Raw genomic sequence first — 17,871 nt, 5'->3', positions numbered from 1 at the left:
CTTCGGTGAGCGATACGCCCCCATCTCATCGACTCCGCCGCGTGGGATCGACAGTCGGGGTGCGCATAGCAGCGGCGTACCCGTGATGGGCTGCCGACGCAGGGACGGCCGTGGTCAGCGAACCCGGTGCCTGCGGCCCGATTTCCGATCTTGACCTCGAGCGGGGTTGAGGATGAACCATGGAGTCATGACTCGTCCCGCTGATTTCTGGAACTCTGTCTACGACCATGACACCGCCCCGTGGGTGATCGGCGAGCCGCAGCCCGCCGTCGTCGAGCTCGAACGCGAGGGCTGGATCACCGGACGTGTGCTCGATCCCGGCTGCGGTGCCGGCGAGCACACGATTCTGCTGACCGAACTCGGATACGACGTGCGCGGGATCGACATGTCGCCCAGCGCCGTGCAATATGCCCGCGCCAATGCGGCCGCACAGGGCGTGCCGAGCGCCGCGTTCGAGGTCGCCGACGCGCTCGCGCTCGGCGACCGGCCGGAATTCGCCGGCGACCCGCCCGGCTCCGCTCCCGCGTTCGACACCATCGTCGACAGCGCATTGTTCCATGTTTTCGGGACCGAGGACGCGGAGCGCGCCGCGTACGTCCGCAGCCTGCACGCCGTCTGCAAACCCGGCGGCATCCTGCATGTTCTCGCGCTCTCGGACACAGAGCCCGGGTTCGGGCCCCGGATCAGCGACACGCTGATCCGGGAGTCCTTCCGGGATGGCTGGACGGTGGCGGACCTGCGTCCGGCACGGTACCGGGGACGGGTGACCGAACTGGTGGCCCGGGACGCGGTGGGCCTGGAAATCTCCGAGTCCGGGAAGGTCGACGTCGCCGCGTGGCTTGCCAGGATCCGCCGCCAGTAGCGAGCGCGCCCGGGGCCTGGCGATACGCAACCGGTCTTGCCGAAATACGCTGCCCGCACTAACATCCTGCTCTCGCGAGACCGATCGGTCTCCAATCCCGGTACGACGTGCCAGCGGCACGGCGGGAGACCCGCGTTCATGATCGGAGCCGACCCTTTGGCGATGCTGCTGTATTACGTCCTGCTGCCGCTCTATCTGACCGAAGCGATATTCCGCCTGCTGGACTGACGGTATCGCCGCTGACACACTCGCTCCTCGGCGTCGTGGACATCCACCGCGGCCATCCGAAGCAGCCGCCGCGACCGACCTCCACGGCGTCGCATCCAGTGGAAGGTGCGCCGCTGCCGATGCTGCGCGACGCCGTACCCCGTCCGGTGCGACGAGCCGCGCGGGCGCGTTGCCGTCGGGTTGCCGAGGCGGCGATGGGGGTCGGCGACCGGGCAGGCGGGCCCCGGGCCGACGCGACACCGATCACGGGCTCCACCAGCCGATCCCGGATCAGCGGCCCGATCGGCCCGCCCGCGCGCGACGCCACCCGCGATCAGAGCGAACTAGGTGCGACGCCGGCCGGCGGATCTGGACGGATGGCCTGGTGCACCCACTAGATTCGAGGGATGACCACCGACGCTCACGTTCCGCTACCCACGCGCGTCCACGCGTTCGGGGACGACGCCCTCGGTGACCACGACGCGGTCGCCCTCGCCGCGTTGGTGCGCGACGGCGCGGTTTCGCCTCGTGAACTCGCCGCCGCCGCGGTGGCGCGAGCCGGCCAGGTCGAACAGCTGTCCGCCGTCGCCTACCCGAGCTACACGAAACCGCTGATCCCCGCCGAGCGGACCGGCATCTTCTACGGCGTGCCCACGTTCGTGAAAGACAACACGGACGTCGCGGGCATGCCTACCAACCAGGGCACGGCGGCCTTCCGCGCCACACCCGCCCGCGCGCACAGCGGCTACACCCGGCAGTTCCTCAGCACGGGCCTGACCGTCCTCGGTAAGAGCGCCATGCCCGAGTTCGGTTTCAACGCGAGCAACGAGCCGCCGCACGCCCCGCCCACGCGCAATCCGTGGCACACCGGGTTTTCCGTGGGCGGGTCGTCCGGCGGGGCGGCCGCACTGGTGGCGGCCGGGGTCGTTCCGATCGCCCACGGCAATGACGGCGGCGGGTCGATCCGCATTCCGGCCGCCTGTGCCGGATTGGTCGGTTTGAAGCCGAGCCGCGGACGGCATGTCGTATCGGGGCTGGCTCGCCGGTTGCCGATCAACATTGTCAGCGAGGGCGTGCTGACCAGAACGGTGCGCGACACGGCGGCGTATGCCGCGGCAGCCGAACGCTATTGGCGAAACCCCGCGCTGCGGCCCATCGGCCATGTCGAAGGGCCCGCGACCGGGCGGATGCGGATCGCACTCATGCTGGACAACATCGCGGGTCCGCTCGCGGCAGGTCCGACCCGGGATGCCGTCGAAAAGGTGGCCCGCATTCTCGAATCCAGCGGTCATTCGGTCGAGCCGGTGCCGCTGCCGTTCGACGCGGCGATCGAAAACGCCTTCCTGCACTACTGGGGAATGCTCGCCGCGGCAATCACCACGACCGGAAAGTTTCTCGCTCGAACGTTCGACGCGCGGCGCGTGGACGACCTGACCATCGGCCTGCGCGGCCTCTTCCTGCGCCGGGCGCTGCACGCGCCGCTGACGCTCTACCGGCTCCGCGCGGCGGCCGCGACGTACGAGCAGGCGCTCGGACCCTACGACGCGGTTCTGCTCCCAGCGCTCGGCCACGCCACTCCGAAACTCGGGTACCTCAGTCCGACCGTGCCATTCGACGAACTGATCGACCGGCTACGCGCCTACGTCTGTTTCACCCCGATCAACAACATCACCGGAACCCCCGCCATCGCGGTTCCGGCGGGCCTGACCGACGGGCTCCCCCTCGGCGTCCAGTTCGCCACCACCCGCGGCAACGAACGCACCTTGCTGGAATTGGCCTACCTGGTCGAATCCGAGCTGCCGTTCCCTCGCCCGGATCGCTGAACAGGCCGAATCAGGTGCCGTGCGTCACGGCGCGACGGCACTCGCCACGGACGGCGGGCTGTCGCGGTGCACCGGGCCGTGGGCACCATCGCAATGACCATCCAGCACCGGAAGCAGACGCCGCGCGTCCGCGGCCACGGACGCGGCGACACCGCGACTGTGGTCGACCTGCAGCGTGGTGTGGGTGATGCCGTAGTCGTAGTCGAGCAGCCGCTCGATCCGCTGACGCAGCCCGTGGCAGTCGGCACCCGGTCGCACCAGCACGTGCGCCGACAACGCGATGTCGCCGGAGGTGATCTGCCACACGTGCAGGTCGTGCACCTCGTCGACGCCGTCGATGGCGACGAGCCGGCGCCCGAGCACGTCCGGATCGACGCCCGCAGGCGCAGCCTCGAGGAAGATCCGGCTGGATTCGCGCACCAAACCGAGCCCCGCCTTGACCATCAGCGCGACAACGACCAGCGTGGCGATCGCATCCGCCCGAGCGAACCCGGTGATCAGCACGACGAGGCCGGCCACGGCGGTGGCGATGAATCCGTAGAGGTCGTTGAGCACATGCTGGAAGGCTCCCTCGACATTGAGACTGGACCGGTTGGCCTTGCTGATCGCCCAAGTGGCCGCGATATTCACCGCGACACCCGCCAACGCGGTCGCCAGCACGAGCCCGCCGGTCACTTCCGGCGGCTCCAGCAGACGCCGCACCGCCTCGTAGCTGAGCCAGCCCGCCAGCACGAGCAGCGTGACACCGTTGGCCTGCGCCGAGAGGATCTCGGCCCGCTTGTAGCCATAGGTGTACTTGCCGTTCGCGGGACGGGCGGCGAGCCGGATCGCGGCCAGCGCGAGCACGATGGCTGCCGCGTCGGTGAGCATGTGCGCCGCGTCCGACAGCAGTGCCAGTGAGTTCGCCAGCACACCGATCACGACCTCGATCGCCATGAACCCGGCGATCAGGGCGAGCGCGACGGTCAGCCATCTGCGGTCGGCGTCACGCGTCACCCCGTGTGCGTGCGCGTGGCCCTGCTCGTGCTCATGCTCGTGCCCCATCGACTCGACCCCTTCCCATCGCCGAAATCCTCGCCGAAATCCTCGCCGAAATCCCATCGCCGAAATGTATGCGCATATCTGCATTATTTTGGTCAGCATAACGCACGATGACCGGCTAGCGATAGAAGTACCCAGTGATGTGGATCACGGCACAGCCATCTTCATCGGCACGGCCGTCTTCATCGGCACACCTGGCCTGCGCGAGCACCCAACCGACCACAGCCGACCGAATGTCCGCGCGGTCGCTGCGCGTCAGCCGAGCACGGCGTGGATCAGGGCATAGGAGGAAATCACGGCGGCCAGCCCAGCGACCACGCTGACCACGACGTTCAGCGCCGCGTAGAAATAGGCGCCGGCCTCGGCCAGCCGCACGGTTTCGTAACTGAAAGTGCTGTAGGTGGTCAACGCTCCGCAGAATCCGGTGCCCAGCAAGACAAAAAACGGCGTCGCCAATGCCGTGCCCGCGCCGCTGAGCCCACCGAGCACGAAGCAGCCGATCACGTTGACCAGGAAGGTGCCCCACGGGAACAGGCTGTCGCGACGATCCTGCACGGCCCGGTCGATCAGGTACCGCAGCGGAGCCCCGATCGCGCCGCCCACGACAACGAGCAGCACATTCATGCCGACCGCACGCGCGCGCGGCGCAGCCGCTCATACCCGGCCCGGGTCAGCCACAACGCCGTCGCCGTTGCGACCAGAGCGCAGAGCAACGTGCCCGCCGCGTAGGCGAAGGCGAGCAGAACCGTCTCGGGCCGCAGCAGACCGCGAATCTCGTTGGTGTAGGTGGAGAACGTGGTGAATCCGCCGAGAATCCCCACGCCGAGGAAGGGGCGCAGCAATCGATGCGCCGCCCAGATCTCGAGGACCGCGACCATCAGCACCCCGATCAGAAAGCAACCGCCGACATTGGTGACGAACGTGGCCAACGGGAACCGGCCCGGCTGGACCGGCAACCACCGGGCGAGTCCATAACGAGCCAGCGCGCCGATTGCTCCGCCCGCTGCCACGACCAGCAGAACATCGCCGTGCGAGCGCCAGAGGTCTCGCCAGCGGGCGCGGGAACGCGCAAGGATATGAGCGTCGATGGGCTCTTCGGTCAGTTCGGGCATGTATGTCTCCTACACGAACGGTGCGGTGCTGTCCGGGCAGGGACTGTCGGCGGCGGCATGCCGCGGTTGTTCCGGGTGACCGGAGCGGCGAGCCCCACCGCCGCGCTGGCGCCAGGATAGTCACTCGGCGGCTCGACCCGCGCGACGGCACAGGTCACGACGCTGCGACAGCCGCACTCCGCAGCGCAGCGAGCGCGACGCGCAGATACCGAAGCCCTCCCGCGGCTCCGCGCCCGGCCGGGGATTCGGCGCCAACGAAGTCCCGAACAGGCCGCGCCGGATCGATTCCACCGGGCAGGCCTCTGCCGATTGCGAACACACCAGCTATTCGCGGGCGCCTGCATCGACGCATGGTCGCAAGCGGGTGTCGTTGTGGCAACGATACGAAACGGCGGCGCTGAATTCTTCGATAGTGGACACAGGCTATGGGGCCGAAAGAGCCTGGCGCATCCGGGCTTCGGGCGAGCCCCGGGACAGGTTCAGGTAGAGGAAGCGACATGACCACAGCAACCGTCATCCGTCCGCTAGCGCCGAGCGAGGAGATCTTCGCCAATAGCGAAGTCCTCGTCGGCTATTCGATCCGGGTGGCCGGTCGGTTGGATCTCACGGCGCTGTCGGCCGCGTTCGAGGCCGTGGTCCGTGCCCGACCGATCCTGGGCGCCCGCCTGGAATCGGACGGGCACGGCCGGCACCTACTGCTCGAATCAACCGGCGCGCCACCGGAAATCTCGGTCGCCGACGGCGACCCCGAGGAATTGCTCACCGGCGCGCGCTTGGATCAGCGCAGAGCACTCGCCGCGCTGTGCGTGGTGCGCGACGGCATCAACGCGGGCGTCACCTTGGTGACCCACCACAGCATCGCGGATGCCTATCATTCGCTGGCGGTATTCGCCGAGCTGTGGTCCTGCTATACCGAACTCACCCGAGGTCACCTACCCGACCTGCCCCAGCATGGATTCCCCAAGCCGGTGGAAGACCTGCTGCGCGAGCGCTGCGTCGAGAAGATCGACGCGCCGGCGCTGCCGCCCCGCCCGGTCGATGTCGCACAGATCAATTCCGGCCCGGACGATCCCGACTATCTGCTGCCCCACACCGCCCGCTGCAGGCTGACCCGGGATCAGACCGCGGCGCTGGTCGAGCTCGGACACCGCGAGAAGACCACGATCAACGGGCTCGTCTCCGCCGCGATCCTGCTCACCGAGGCCGAATTGCGCGGGCTACCACTGGCCGAACTGAGCTACACCTACTCGGTCGACCTGCGCAACCGGGTGCGGCCGCCGATCGGCATGACCGAGGGCACGAACGTCCTCGGCTTCGCGAATTTCGTTCCGTCGCCCGGCGCGACGATGATCGGACTGGCCCGCGGGATCAGTGATGCGTTGCGCGGCGGGCTCGACGCGGGCATCGTGCAACAGACCCCGCTGCACATCCCCGAGATCGCCGCGGGTCCGCCGCCACGCGCACTGGGAATCGTGCTCGCCACCAACTGGGGCCGGGTGCGCAGGCCCGAGGTGCCGGACGCGTTGCGGATCATCGACTTCCGCTCGATCATGCTCGGCAAGCCGGACAAGACCGGACGCCGGCTCCAGCAGCCGAGCGGCACCATCATCATCAGTACCTTCGACAACCGGTTGAGCATCGAGATCCACCATCCCGACGAGACCACCGCCGAACAGCGGTCGCGGGTGCGACTGCTCGCGGCACACCTGTCGGGGTCCGGCACAGGCGCCGCGTGAAACCATGATCGCGCGCCGGAGGCCGGAACGCGAGCCGGCTACGGTTCGTCAGGGACATCAGGCCCGAGTGGCGGTGCGGGCCAGCGTGTGCAACGGATCGGTCAGCACGTCGGTGAAAGCTAGTTCCGCGGCGCCGATCAAGGTCGCGTCGCCGCCCAGGGCACCGGTGCGCAACCGGACCCGTTCGCGGACGGCCCGCAGACTGTTCACCGCCACCCGCCTGCGCACCTGCGCCGCGGACGAGAGATAGATTTCGCGCAGTACACCGCCGAAGACCACCATCGACGGATTGAAGATGTTGACCAGGCTGGCGACACCGTAGCCGAGCCATTCACCGACCTGGTGTAGCGCGTCCCTGGCGGCCGAGTCACCGCGGGCGGCCGCCTCGACGATCGCGTCGACCGCCGCCTGTCCCGGCGGGTCGGTGCGTCCCGCCGCCGCGATCAGGCCGAGCTCGCCGGCCTCGGCCTCGAAACACCCCTGGGAACCGCAGGCGCAGGTCCGCCCGTGCGGGTTCAGGATCATGTGCCCGACCTCGCCGCCGTAGCCGCCTTCGCCGCCGAGCAGCTCGCCGTTCATGATGATGCCGCCGCCGATGCCGATGTCGCCGTGCAGGTAGATCAGGTTCGCCAAGCCCTCGCCCACCCCGCGTTCGCGTTCGGCCAGCGCGCCGAGATTGGCGTTGTTACCGACCGCGACGCGCAGCCCGAGGTCGAGTTCCGCGGTCATCTCAGCACCGAACGCGACGTCCATCCAGCCGACGTTGGGCCCGTATCGGACGACGCCGTCCTTCTCGCGGACCATGCCGCAGAACGCGACGCCGACGCCGACACAGACCGAACCCGACGCGGCCACACCGATCATCGAGCGAGCCATTGCGACCAGTGCGGCGATCACGTCCTCCGGGTCGAAGGCGCCGCTGGGCCAGGGGGTTTCGCTGCGATCGAGCACCGCACCGCCCAACCCGACCCGTGCGGCGGCGAGCCGGTCCCCGCCGACGTCGAGCGCGACGACGTAGACGTGTCGTTCCTGCGGCCGCACCATCAGCGACGGCCTGCCCGCCCGGCCGGTCTGACCGGGTAGCTCCTCGCTCACCAGACCGGCGGCGGCCAAGTCGGCGGTCAGAGCGCGGATGGTGCTGCGGTTCAACCCCATTCGCTCGGCGAGCGTCGCACGCGACACCGGGCCGTCGCGGTGGACATGCCGCAGCAGCGTGGCGAGATTGCGTGTGCGGATCTCCTCGAGGGAAGGTACTGCTCGCATTGACCGGGCCTTCGTCGCGGGACGGGATTCATCGATGCGGGGCTGTTCTCCACTTCCTGTCATTCGACGACCGGCGGTTCGAACATAGCTAGTGCCTCGAAAAGGTGGCGCCCTTTCCGCAGTCCCCTCATCGAACCGCGGAAGGGCGTTCGGTATCAGATCCCGTTATCTCAGCTGTTGCGCTTCTGTTTCTTCAGCACCGCAGAGTGAGCCTTTCCGCACCGGCCCGGAGGTGCGGCCGGCTCGACGTGGAGCGAATGTTGTTCACGGCAACATATCCGACTGTGACGCAGCGCACAACAGTCGATTCGTTCTTCGCCATAACGATCCCGGCACAGGCGCTTTCGCTGAGGTGGATACCGTTGTGTGTGCGCAGGCAGCGTGCAGCACCGTGATCCCGGAGCCCGTGAACAGCGGCCTCGGCCGACCACACCCGGTGCCGCCACAAGGTCGCATCGCGCTCGGCGATCGCGCCCTCGACATCCGGCCCGCGACCGCCGCGTCGAACCCGGCCACGCGGGATCGGGCGCGTAGTGGGGAGTCGGCGCAGTACGCTGGAGGCGAATCATGGCGCGGCAGCGACAGGCTGGGATCCGGGAGGGGAACAGTGAACACGCTCGAGCTCGATCCGGCGGCGGTGGCCGCCTACACCGCGATCGCGGACGCGGTGTCCGAACAATTGGCGTCGGCGGCCGCGGTCGCCTCCGGCGCGGTGAATCCGGCGCAGTTGGCCGCCGATCTCGGACTCGTGGGCGCCGAATTCGCCGCGCGGTTCTCCGCGGCAGTGTCCGAACACGCCGAGGCGTTGTCGACCGCCGGGCAACTGGTCGGCGCCTACGGCCGGGTCCTGCGCGATTATCGGGAGCAGGCACAGAGTGTCGACGCGGCCACGGCGGGCGCCATCACTCAGGCCGGGGAGGAACTGGCATGAGAAGCCTTATGGGACTGCGGAAACGGTCGCACGTCACCGAGCCGGCCCGGACACTGAGCACCGAACCAGGCGTCGACCCGCCCATCATCGCCGCGCTGGTAGGTCCGCTGCTGACCTTGCGTTCCTCGCTCGGCACCGGTGTCGGCGTTCCGAATGCGGCTGCGACCAGCGCGCTTTCGGCCGCCACCACGCAGGCGGCCGACACCGAGGGCCCGCACCGCGAAGGCCTGTACGCCCTGGAGTCCTCGTGGACCGCACGCAGCGCCGACGCCGCGGTGCCCGCGCTGCGCACGACGCAGACCCAGATCGGTGACATCTCCGATCGAGGTCCCGCTTACCTGTCCGTCCTCGCCGACGCGCACGCGACGTCGGGGCGTGCGGCCCAGCGCGTCGACCAGATCATCGCGGAGTTCCGGCGCGATGCGCGCGAGATCCTGGACAACGCGAGCTCCGCGCCGGAGACCGACGCCGTCATCGCGCGTGCCACCCAGGCGCTGCGGGACGCCATCACGACGGTGACCGCGGCACGCACCGAAATGAGCGACCACACCAGAAGACTCGATGACATGGGACCGCTCACGGTGACCGCGCCGGCCGGCATCGCCCAGGGCGGGACCGTCCAGCCCGGCGCCACCGGGAACGTCATCCCGGGCACCACTACACCGGCCACCACGCAACCGATGGACCCGGCCATGGCCGCACAGCTGCAGTTGCAGCAGCAGCTCATCGCCGCGGGGGTGCAGCTCGGTAGCACCGCCATCAACGCGGGCGTCGATATCGGCACGCACATCATCGACAAAATCGCCGAGGTCGGCATGCATACCATCGATACCGTCGCGGCGTCGGCGGATAAAGCGATTCCCGAGCTCATCCACCCCGGCTCCACCACAAATTCCGGCACGAACGGCGACGAGTCGAGGAATTCCTCGAAGCTGTTCGACTTCGGCGGGTCGCCGGACAAACCATCGTCCAGCGGGACCAATTCAGTGATTCCGCCCAATAATTCCGCACCCACCGCTCGCTCGGCCGATCCGAAACCGGAAAGCAAGCCCGCGCCCGCCGCCGCACCATCCGCCCCCGATTCAACGCCCCCCGCGAGCCGCCCGGACCCGCCCGCCCATCCGCCAACTGGCGGCATGGTGCTGCCACCGGCACCGCCTCCAGCCGGCGGCGACCAGGAACACAAGCCGCGCGACGGCCAGCTCGGCGTGACCATCCCGTCCGCCGTGACGGCGGTTGTGCCGGTGCTGGGCGAATTCGACGATGACGCGCCCTGACCGGGAACATCCCAGTCAAGGCGCGGGCCAAGGCAATCCGTTCGATACGGGTCTGCCGATGCTGCGCATACCCCCGAGCAAGTCGTCGAAGCGTCGTCCGCACACCCGCCGCGCGGCGGTCCGCCGTCGCCACGCAGAGTCCGAGGCCGCGCAGCCGCCGGACGAGCAGAGCCCGCGGCCGCGATTCGGCGAGTGGGAACAATGGCTCGATCCGGCACCGCCCGCCGAGCAGCTGCCCGAAACGCCTGTCGCGCAGCAGCACAGCGCACAGGCGCAGCCGCCCGCCGCCGAGCAGGGCGATGGCACGGTGCCCGCGGTCATCAATCGGTCCGGCATTCATCCCGGCATACCCGTGCGCCATCCCCGACGGCACGCGGATCAGCCACGCGGTGGCCGATCGCTGACCGTGCTGATCGTGTTGGGTATCGCGGTCGCCACCGTCTCGATCGGCCTGACCGTCATCTATGGTTCCGAGACGAAGACGCGCCCAGCGGCGACGTCCGCGGCCCATGCGGCCGGCGCCGCTCAGGTCACCTCGACGTCCACTACTCGGGCGAAGCCGCCGTGGGCGATCGCGACGCCGGGATGCGAGCAACGGCGCACACCTGACGTCGTCTCCGGCACCGACCCGGGCGGCACCGGAAACGGCCCCGACGCCATCCTCGCCTTCGAGTATGCCTACTACGCTGAGCGTTCCGGGTACCGAGCCCGGGCGGTGGTCGCACCGGACGCGGCGGTGTCACCCGCCGAGCAGATCCAGCGCGGCATCAACCAGGTGCCGGCCGGCACCCGCTACTGCGTGCTGATCACCCGTGCCGGGGATCGTCCCGCCGGACAGGAGCGGTGGGAAGTCCGGCTGGCCCAGCAGTTCCCCGGCGAGGAGCCGAACACCTTCACACAGTTCATCACCACTCGGACCGGCGCCGACCAAACCCTGATCACCGGGATCACGGCGGGCTGACCGGTAGGTTCGCCCGAGACATGGGGTGTTCCAGTGGTCCGCCATGCCGGTTTCTCCTCGGGTCGATTGCCGATCATGCGGGAACCCACGCGAAGCTATCTTGCCGAACCTCGGTCCAGCACTCGCCCAACCGCCGCTGGAACGATCGCGGGGCACCTGTTGTGGCGGAGTTCGAATCGCCTGCGGGAAAGCGTGATTCGGCCGCTAAACTCTGCGGATCGACAGGGAAGGGGGCCGCATGGACGCGGTTGTCAAGGAGGTCGCCGAGGAGGGCAAGCGCCTGATCGACCGCGCCTGGCTCGGCGAACTGAGCCGCGACCAAGCGGTGCACATGTTCGTCCAGGTCGGCGACGGCATGGTGCGTCACGAGACCGCGCTCACCATCATCGACGACGGTGTGCGGCGGCTCACCGCCAACGCCAGGCGAATACGCATCCTGCGCCGGTGCACGCTGCTGGAGATTCCGGTGTTCGGCGCGTTCGCTGGGCTGGCCGCACTGTGCGGCGATTACACCACCGCGGGGCTTTCGGCGTTGTTTCTGCTGATCCTGCAGGTCATCCACCGTACGATGCTCCGTCCGCCAGCTGCCCCCACCAACCCAAAAGCCAGCCGGGCCAACTGAGCCCGCGCCCAATCGCAGGCCTCGCGGATCGGCGGCTATGGCATAGTCTGCGTCTCATGGACGGCACGATCGGCATACCCGGCCCTCATCCGCACGAGCCACACGGTGTCGGCTTCGCGTCCAAGCTGAACTGGCTGCGTGCGGGAGTACTCGGCGCCAATGACGGCATCGTGTCCACCGCGGGCCTCGTCGTGGGAGTCGCCGCGACCACGACCGACACGGCCACGCTGTTCACCGCGGGTATCGCGGGCCTGTCGGCCGGAGCGATCTCGATGGCGGTGGGCGAATACGTGTCGGTCAGCACCCAGCGCGATTCCGAGCGCGCCCTGCTGGCGCGAGAACGCTGGGAGCTGCACGAGGAGCCGGACTACGAATTGGCCGAGCTCGCCGGGATCTACCAGGCCAAGGGCCTGACGGCGGAGACTGCGCGCAGAGTCGCCGAGGAACTCACCGCGCACGACGCGTTCACTGCACACGCCGAAGCCGAACTGGGCCTGAATCCGGCCGAGTTGACCAATCCCTGGCAAGCGGCGTTCTCCTCGGCGGTGGCCTTCGTCCTCGGCGCGTTGCTTCCGCTGCTGGCGATCCTGTTGCCACCGGTGAGCGCCCGCATCCCGGTCACCTTCGCGGCCGTTCTGGCGGCGCTCGCGATCACGGGCTCGGTCAGCGCCGGGCTGGGCGGGAGCCCGCGCGGGCGGGCGATGATCCGGGTGGTGCTGGGCGGCGCGCTGGCCATGGCCGTCACCTACGGCATCGGGCAGCTCACCGATATCGCCGGACTCTGATCTTCCGCGCAGACGGTGCCGTGCGAGTCGCGCCGCCGATGGGGCACTCCGGATTGCCACGGGTCTGCCCGCGACGCCGCCGGAAGTTTCCGGTTGCTCGCCGAGGAATTCCTGCACACTGCTCCGCCTCGCCCGCGCTCGAGCGGTACGCGCTTCGAACGTCATGACGAATCCCGCGGAACCGAGACCGCTAGTAATACCAGCGGCGGCCACCGACCGGACGGCCCACCGAGCCTGCGATCAGCAGCACGAGACCGATGATCAGCACGATGATTCCCGCGGTGGTGAGCAGGGAAATTCCGAGCAGCCAGCCGAGGACCAACAGGATGATGCCGAGAATAATCATTGCCGTATTTCCTTTTCTTGATAACTATTTCGCGGTCAACGGATTCGAGGTGCGCGCCACCGCGCGCGCCGGGCACCGTTCAGCACCGGCGCAGGTCCGATCACCGCGATGGCGCGCAGCACGATCCCGTAACCGAACAGCGCCCCGGTCGGGCCGTGGGACTGGTAGTCGAACGCGAAATTGCCGGGCGTCGCCGGTGTTGCCGACCACTGCGGCAGCTCCGGGAGTCACCGTCGCGACCGAGACGACGAGCCCGGTGATGCTGATCATGACAATCCCTATTACGTCGAGCGTAGGACAACTGGGCTATTCCCGGCGTCGGGATGATCAAACCGAGTAAAACGGAAGTTTGTGTCCGGGCGAATCGGTGCATCCGAAATGGAGGACGTGCACGATTACCTTGTCACCCGGGAGTCCGCGTTGGCGATCGAACCGACGCTGCGCGGCGTCAGTGGCATCGACTCGGTCGACATCGATGTGCCGGTCAGGCCACGCCCTCACCCAGTGCCCGGATTCGGTGCTGCGGGCGAGAGGTCGCCTGGCGCTCCGGTTTCCGGCATCGCAGGCCCTCGGCGCAGCGGATGCCACTCCGTTGAGATGGTGCGAGCGACGATGATCGCCGCACCGGCCGCCGCTCGCGGGACCCGGGCATCGCATGGCCGGCTGGGCTGGAGACCGGTGCGCCTGAGCTCAGTACGGGCGACTGGGCACCCGCGTACGACGGAACGGCACCACCGTCCACCAGGTGATACACCACCACACCCATTCGAGCGGACCGTACTCGAAAAACCGCAGCCACACGGCGCTGATCAGCATCTGGCCCACGATGACCGCGGCCGCCGAACCCAGCAGCGCCGCATAGTCGGCGGAGCCGGACAGCCCGAGCCGCGGTTCGGCGAGCAGGATCAGCGCCGTGGCGCCGACGTAGTTGGTCAATGCCATCCGTCCCAGCGGCTGAAGTACCTCGGACAGCACCTGCCCCGGTTCGATGCGCAGCAGCAGCAGAAATCCGGTCAGGTAGGCAAGCGCACCGAACAGGCCGGCCACCGCCGCGGCCGGCGTGGACCACAAATCCAGGTACGGAGTGCGGTACTCCCATCGCCCTGCCACCACCGCGGCGGGCAGCGCGAGCGCGAAAACGGCACCGATCTGCCAACTCCGCTCGCCCACTGTCCGGACGATCCCGGCACGAGCGGCGGCCATACCGAGCAGGAACAACCCCGGCACCAGCGCCAGTTCGCCACCGAGAGCCACAGCCGCGGCGACGGTGCCGACCAGCCCGGCGACCAGAATGACCCCATTCGGCAGCGCCGCCGCAGGCAGCAGGATTGCCAACCCGACCAGCGCGTACGGCAGCAGCGCCGCCCCCTCCTGGAACTGCTGATGGATCAGGCCGAGGACCCCGAGCGCGACCAGGTGGCGGACCAGCACGAGTCGCGGACGCTCGCCGCGCTCGTCCGCGTGGTCCAGTAACCGGGCGAAGCCGAGCCCGAACACAAAGGAGAAGATCGGCAAGAACCGTCCGTCGAACAGCACCGTCAGCGCATGCCGGACCGGAATCACCATGCCCGTCTCGTCCGTCGAGGCCATGCCCGCGATCTGGCGGATAGTCACCACCAGCATCCCGCACAGCGCGAAGCCCCGTACCGCGTCCCATTCGGGGCTGCGTAACGGACCCGCGTCGTTGTGCATGGATCTCACGGTATCCAGCCCGCGCGCTTCGACCGGGATCCGGCGCGGAAATGTCGTCTCTGGCCGGTCAAGGGCTGACCGCGAGGAAGGCGAAGGCCGCGAACAGGGCGATGTGCACGCCGCCCTGCAAGAGGGTTGCCCGTCCTGGCACGACCGTGAGCCCGCCCACCACAACGGTCAGGGCCAGCAGAACCATTTGGGTGGCGCCGAGGCCGAGCACCAGCGGTCCGTCCAGCCAGATACTCGCCACGACGATCGCCGGAATGGTCAGACCGATACTCGCCATGGCCGAACCCAGCGCGAGGTTGAGGCCGATCTGTACCTGGTCGCGGCGAGCAGCGCGGGCCGCGGCGAGCGTTTCCGGCAGCAGCACCAGCAGCGCGATCACCACACCGACCGCCGATTGCGGCAGCCCCGCCGACGCGACCGCCGATTCGACGGCTGGTGAGACCACTTTGGCCAGCCCGACCACGCAGATCAGGGCGACGAACAGCAGCGCGAGGCTGGTCACCGCGGCGCGCGCACTCGGCGCCTCGGTGTGCTCGTCCTCCTCGGCGACGACGCCGTCCGCTTCGACCGGCAGGAAGTCATCGGGATGACGCACCGTCTGCACCATGACGAACAAGCCGTAGAGCGCGAGGGAGGCGACCGCGGCGAAGGCCAGCTGCGCCGGGGAGAATTCCGGGCCGGGCTTGCTCGTGGTGAAGGTCGGCAGCACGAGACTGAGCGTGGCCAGAGTCGCGACGGTGGCCAGGGCCGCGCCGGCGCCCTCCGGGTTGAACACCGCTATCCGCCTGCGTACCGCACCGACCAGCAGGGCGAGACCGAAGATGCCGTTGCACGTGATCATCACCGCCGCGAAGACCGTGTCGCGGGCCAGTGTGGAAGTCTTGTCGCCGCCTGAGCTCATCAGCGTGAGAATGAGCGCGACCTCGATCACAGTGACCGCGATCGCGAGCACCAGCGAACCGAACGGCTCACCGACCCGCCTCGCGACCACCTCCGCGTGGTGCACCGCCGCGAGCACCGCCCCGATCAGCGCGGCCACCACGATCGCCACGGCGACACCGGGCAGACTTCGCCCCCAGGTGGCTGCGAGAGCGAGCAGAGCGAGCAGTGGTACGAGTACGGTCCAGCGGGTGGTCAACACACGGATCATGCACCCATCGTCCCAGCAAATTACCCGCACCCCGGCCGGGTGACCAATCTCGAGGTCGCTCACCGACGAGTCCGGGTCGTGGCGTACCGGTCCAATTGGCCGGCAGGCCGCCCTGCTCGGCAGGACGTATTGCCATATTCCACTTTCCGGGTGATCACCGCCGATGCGGTTGTCCGCCTTGGTATTCGGACCAGCAGACAGACCCGTATTCGCTTCGGCGGAAGCAAAGCGCAGCGCCGACTTATGAAAGTGGACCAGGCGCGGCGAGGCGACGTCGTTTCGGAGAACATCCGGCAAGGAATCGACCCCGCGCCGGTCGATAGGCGAGAATCTGGCGGTGCGGACCCAGTTCACTGCCGAGCTCATCGCGTTGACCAAGGACTTGACGCAGATGTGCACGCTCGCCCACGACGCCGTCGAGCGTGTCACCGACGCCCTCGTCGACGCCGACCTCACCGCGACCTACGAGGTCTTCGCGCGCGACGAGCAGCTGCAGAAGATGTACGGCGCGTGCGAGGCGCGAACCGTGGTGCTGCTGGCGTTGCAGGCGCCGGTCGCTCGCGACCTACGGCACGTGGTGACCGCGATCCAGATCGCCGGTGAACTATCCCAGATCAGCCGGCTGGCAAGCCGGATCGCCGACCAGGTGTATCGGCGTCATCCGGAACACGTTGCGCAGCAACCGATTCTGGGCATCTTCGCGGCGATGGGGAAGCTCGCGGCCGAGCGTACCGCCTTGGCAGGGCGCGCGGTCGCCGATCACCAACCGCCATCGGAGGACACACTCGATGGCCTGACGATGGAATCATTGCACCAGCGATTGCATTCAGCCCTGCGCGATCCCGCGTCCGCGCCCCCGACCGATATCGCGATCGACAATGCGCTGCTGGGGCACCACCTCGAGCGCTGCGTCGATCACACCGCACGCATCGATCGGCTGATCCGCTTCGTCGACACCGGCGTACCCCCCACAGCACAGCCCAGCGACGACGACTGAGTCCGCGTCCTAGAGTGGAATGGTGCTGTTCGACCCTGCGGGAGTCCTGATCTCGGACGGCGGGTTGGCCACCGAACTGGAAGCGCGCGGCCACGACCTGTCCGACCCCCTGTGGTCGGCTCGACTTCTGGTGGACGATCCAGCTGCCATCGAGGCCGTACACACGGCCTACTTCGCGGCGGGCGCCGATATCGCGACCACCGCGAGCTACCAGGCGTCGTTCGACGGTTTCGCCGCGCGCGGGCTGGACCGGGCGGAGTCGATCCGGCTGTTGCGCCGCAGCGTGGCATTGGCCCGCGCGGCGCGGGACGCCTGCACGGACGAGCGGAGTCGATGGGTCGCGGCCGCTATCGGCCCGTACGGCGCGGCCCGCGCCGATGGCTCGGAATACCGCGGGCGTTACGGACGAACTGTGGCCGAACTCCGCGCCTGGCACCGTCCGAGGATGGAGGTGCTCGCCGACGCCGGCGCCGATCTGTTGGCCCTGGAGACCGTTCCCGACCTCGACGAAGCCGAGGCGTTGGTGGATCTGGTGAGCGACATCGGTGTTCCCGCGTGGCTCAGCTATACCATCGAGGGCACCCGCACCCGTGCGGGCCAACCGCTGGTGGACGCTTTCGCGGTCGCCGCCGCGGCGGACTCGATCATCGCGATCGGCGTCAACTGCTGCGCACCCGCCGATGTCGACACCGCGATCGAATTCGCCGCCCGCACCGGCAAACCCGTGATCGCCTACCCGAACAGTGGCGAGAGTTGGGACAGCACCCGCCGCGCCTGGACCGGAACCGCCCAGTTCGCCCCCGACGTGGCACCTGCCTGGGTCGCCCAGGGCGCCCGCATCATCGGCGGATGTTGCCGCGTCGGCCCGGACCGAATCGCCCGCCTCGCAGCAGAACTACGACCCACACACGGCCGCGGTGCCGCCGATCAGCCCTCCGACGGCGTGTTCGGCTGAGCATCCAGGTGCGGTCTTGCGCGGCGCGACGGGTCCGAAGGCCGGCGCCTCGTCGACCCGGTGCACAGCCGAGCCCGGGACTTCCCCCTCATCAGCCCCGTG

The 17,871-nt window shown here is 68.7% G+C and carries 17 protein-coding genes; 10 read left to right on the top strand and 7 right to left on the bottom strand.

The window, feature by feature from the left end; genetic code table 11:
• Window positions 1-187 precede the first annotated feature (187 nt).
• Both ACT86A_RS00250 and ACT86A_RS00245 read left to right on the top strand, forming a co-directional pair.
• Window positions 188-862: a class I SAM-dependent methyltransferase gene (locus ACT86A_RS00250; protein ID WP_445089907.1), complete on the top strand. Its 675-nt coding sequence runs from the start codon at window positions 188-190 to the stop codon at window positions 860-862.
• 614 nt (window positions 863-1,476) lie between these two features.
• Complete coding sequence (locus ACT86A_RS00245; RefSeq protein ID WP_445089906.1) at window positions 1,477-2,892, top strand: amidase; 1,416 nt, start codon at window positions 1,477-1,479, stop codon at window positions 2,890-2,892.
• 24 nt (window positions 2,893-2,916) lie between these two features.
• On the opposite strand, the gene ACT86A_RS00240 is transcribed toward ACT86A_RS00245, so the two are convergent.
• The 3 genes from ACT86A_RS00240 to ACT86A_RS00230 form a co-directional block, all read right to left on the bottom strand.
• Window positions 2,917-3,936, bottom strand: a complete 1,020-nt coding sequence (locus ACT86A_RS00240; RefSeq protein WP_445089905.1) for a cation diffusion facilitator family transporter — start codon at window positions 3,934-3,936, stop codon at window positions 2,917-2,919.
• A gap of 252 nt (window positions 3,937-4,188) precedes the next feature.
• Window positions 4,189-4,557 (bottom strand): fluoride efflux transporter CrcB, encoded by a 369-nt coding sequence (crcB, locus tag ACT86A_RS00235; RefSeq protein WP_445089904.1) that lies wholly within the window; start codon window positions 4,555-4,557, stop codon window positions 4,189-4,191.
• Window positions 4,554-5,045 (bottom strand): fluoride efflux transporter FluC, encoded by a 492-nt coding sequence (locus ACT86A_RS00230; protein ID WP_445089903.1) that lies wholly within the window; start codon window positions 5,043-5,045, stop codon window positions 4,554-4,556. The genes crcB and ACT86A_RS00230 overlap by 4 nt, the downstream gene beginning before the upstream one ends.
• A gap of 497 nt (window positions 5,046-5,542) precedes the next feature.
• On the opposite strand from ACT86A_RS00230, the gene ACT86A_RS00225 reads away from it, so the two are divergent.
• Window positions 5,543-6,781 (top strand): phthiocerol/phthiodiolone dimycocerosyl transferase family protein, encoded by a 1,239-nt coding sequence (locus ACT86A_RS00225; RefSeq protein WP_445089902.1) that lies wholly within the window; start codon window positions 5,543-5,545, stop codon window positions 6,779-6,781.
• A gap of 57 nt (window positions 6,782-6,838) precedes the next feature.
• Here ACT86A_RS00225 and ACT86A_RS00220 read toward each other — a convergent pair whose 3' ends face one another.
• Window positions 6,839-8,044, bottom strand: a complete 1,206-nt coding sequence (locus ACT86A_RS00220; protein ID WP_445089901.1) for an ROK family protein — start codon at window positions 8,042-8,044, stop codon at window positions 6,839-6,841.
• A gap of 607 nt (window positions 8,045-8,651) precedes the next feature.
• Between ACT86A_RS00220 and ACT86A_RS00215 the strand changes: the two genes are divergently transcribed.
• The 5 genes from ACT86A_RS00215 (at window position 8,652) to ACT86A_RS00195 (ending at window position 12,620) form a co-directional block, all read left to right on the top strand.
• A complete protein-coding gene (locus ACT86A_RS00215; protein WP_445089900.1) occupies window positions 8,652-8,975 on the top strand; it encodes a hypothetical protein in 324 nt (107 codons plus the stop codon).
• Window positions 8,972-10,252 (top strand): hypothetical protein, encoded by a 1,281-nt coding sequence (locus ACT86A_RS00210; protein WP_445089899.1) that lies wholly within the window; start codon window positions 8,972-8,974, stop codon window positions 10,250-10,252. The genes ACT86A_RS00215 and ACT86A_RS00210 overlap by 4 nt, the downstream gene beginning before the upstream one ends.
• Complete coding sequence (locus ACT86A_RS00205) at window positions 10,239-11,213, top strand: DUF8176 domain-containing protein (protein ID WP_445089898.1); 975 nt, start codon at window positions 10,239-10,241, stop codon at window positions 11,211-11,213. Before ACT86A_RS00210 ends, ACT86A_RS00205 begins: the two co-directional genes overlap by 14 nt.
• Window positions 11,214-11,451: 238 nt before the next feature.
• Window positions 11,452-11,835 carry a hypothetical protein gene (locus tag ACT86A_RS00200; protein ID WP_445089897.1) on the top strand — a complete coding sequence of 128 codons (384 nt, stop codon included), beginning with the start codon at window positions 11,452-11,454 and terminating at the stop codon, window positions 11,833-11,835.
• A 56-nt stretch (window positions 11,836-11,891) separates the two neighbouring features.
• Window positions 11,892-12,620 (top strand): VIT1/CCC1 transporter family protein, encoded by a 729-nt coding sequence (locus ACT86A_RS00195; protein WP_445089896.1) that lies wholly within the window; start codon window positions 11,892-11,894, stop codon window positions 12,618-12,620.
• A gap of 190 nt (window positions 12,621-12,810) precedes the next feature.
• On the opposite strand, the gene ACT86A_RS00190 is transcribed toward ACT86A_RS00195, so the two are convergent.
• The 3 genes from ACT86A_RS00190 to ACT86A_RS00180 form a co-directional block, all read right to left on the bottom strand.
• Window positions 12,811-12,966 carry a DUF6131 family protein gene (locus tag ACT86A_RS00190; RefSeq protein ID WP_445089895.1) on the bottom strand — a complete coding sequence of 52 codons (156 nt, stop codon included), beginning with the start codon at window positions 12,964-12,966 and terminating at the stop codon, window positions 12,811-12,813.
• Window positions 12,967-13,656: 690 nt separating this feature from the next.
• The gene (locus ACT86A_RS00185) at window positions 13,657-14,658 is read right to left on the bottom strand and encodes a DUF418 domain-containing protein (RefSeq protein WP_445089894.1); all 1,002 of its coding nucleotides are present in this window, start codon (window positions 14,656-14,658) and stop codon (window positions 13,657-13,659) included.
• Between the two features lie 67 nt (window positions 14,659-14,725).
• A complete protein-coding gene (locus tag ACT86A_RS00180; RefSeq protein ID WP_445089893.1) occupies window positions 14,726-15,817 on the bottom strand; it encodes a calcium:cation antiporter in 1,092 nt (363 codons plus the stop codon).
• Between the two features lie 337 nt (window positions 15,818-16,154).
• Here ACT86A_RS00180 and ACT86A_RS00175 point away from each other — a divergent pair, with 337 nt between their 5' ends.
• Both ACT86A_RS00175 and mmuM read left to right on the top strand, forming a co-directional pair.
• The gene (locus ACT86A_RS00175; RefSeq protein WP_445089892.1) at window positions 16,155-16,814 is read left to right on the top strand and encodes a phosphate signaling complex PhoU family protein; all 660 of its coding nucleotides are present in this window, start codon (window positions 16,155-16,157) and stop codon (window positions 16,812-16,814) included.
• Window positions 16,815-16,836: 22 nt separating this feature from the next.
• Entirely contained in the window at window positions 16,837-17,769 is a 933-nt protein-coding gene (mmuM, locus tag ACT86A_RS00170; protein WP_445089891.1) for a homocysteine S-methyltransferase, read from the top strand.
• Window positions 17,770-17,871 lie beyond the last annotated feature (102 nt).

This window comes from Nocardia glycosmidis, assembly GCF_052545115.1.
Note: the sequence above shows the minus strand (reverse complement) of the source record. Positions and strands in the feature narration are given on the sequence as shown.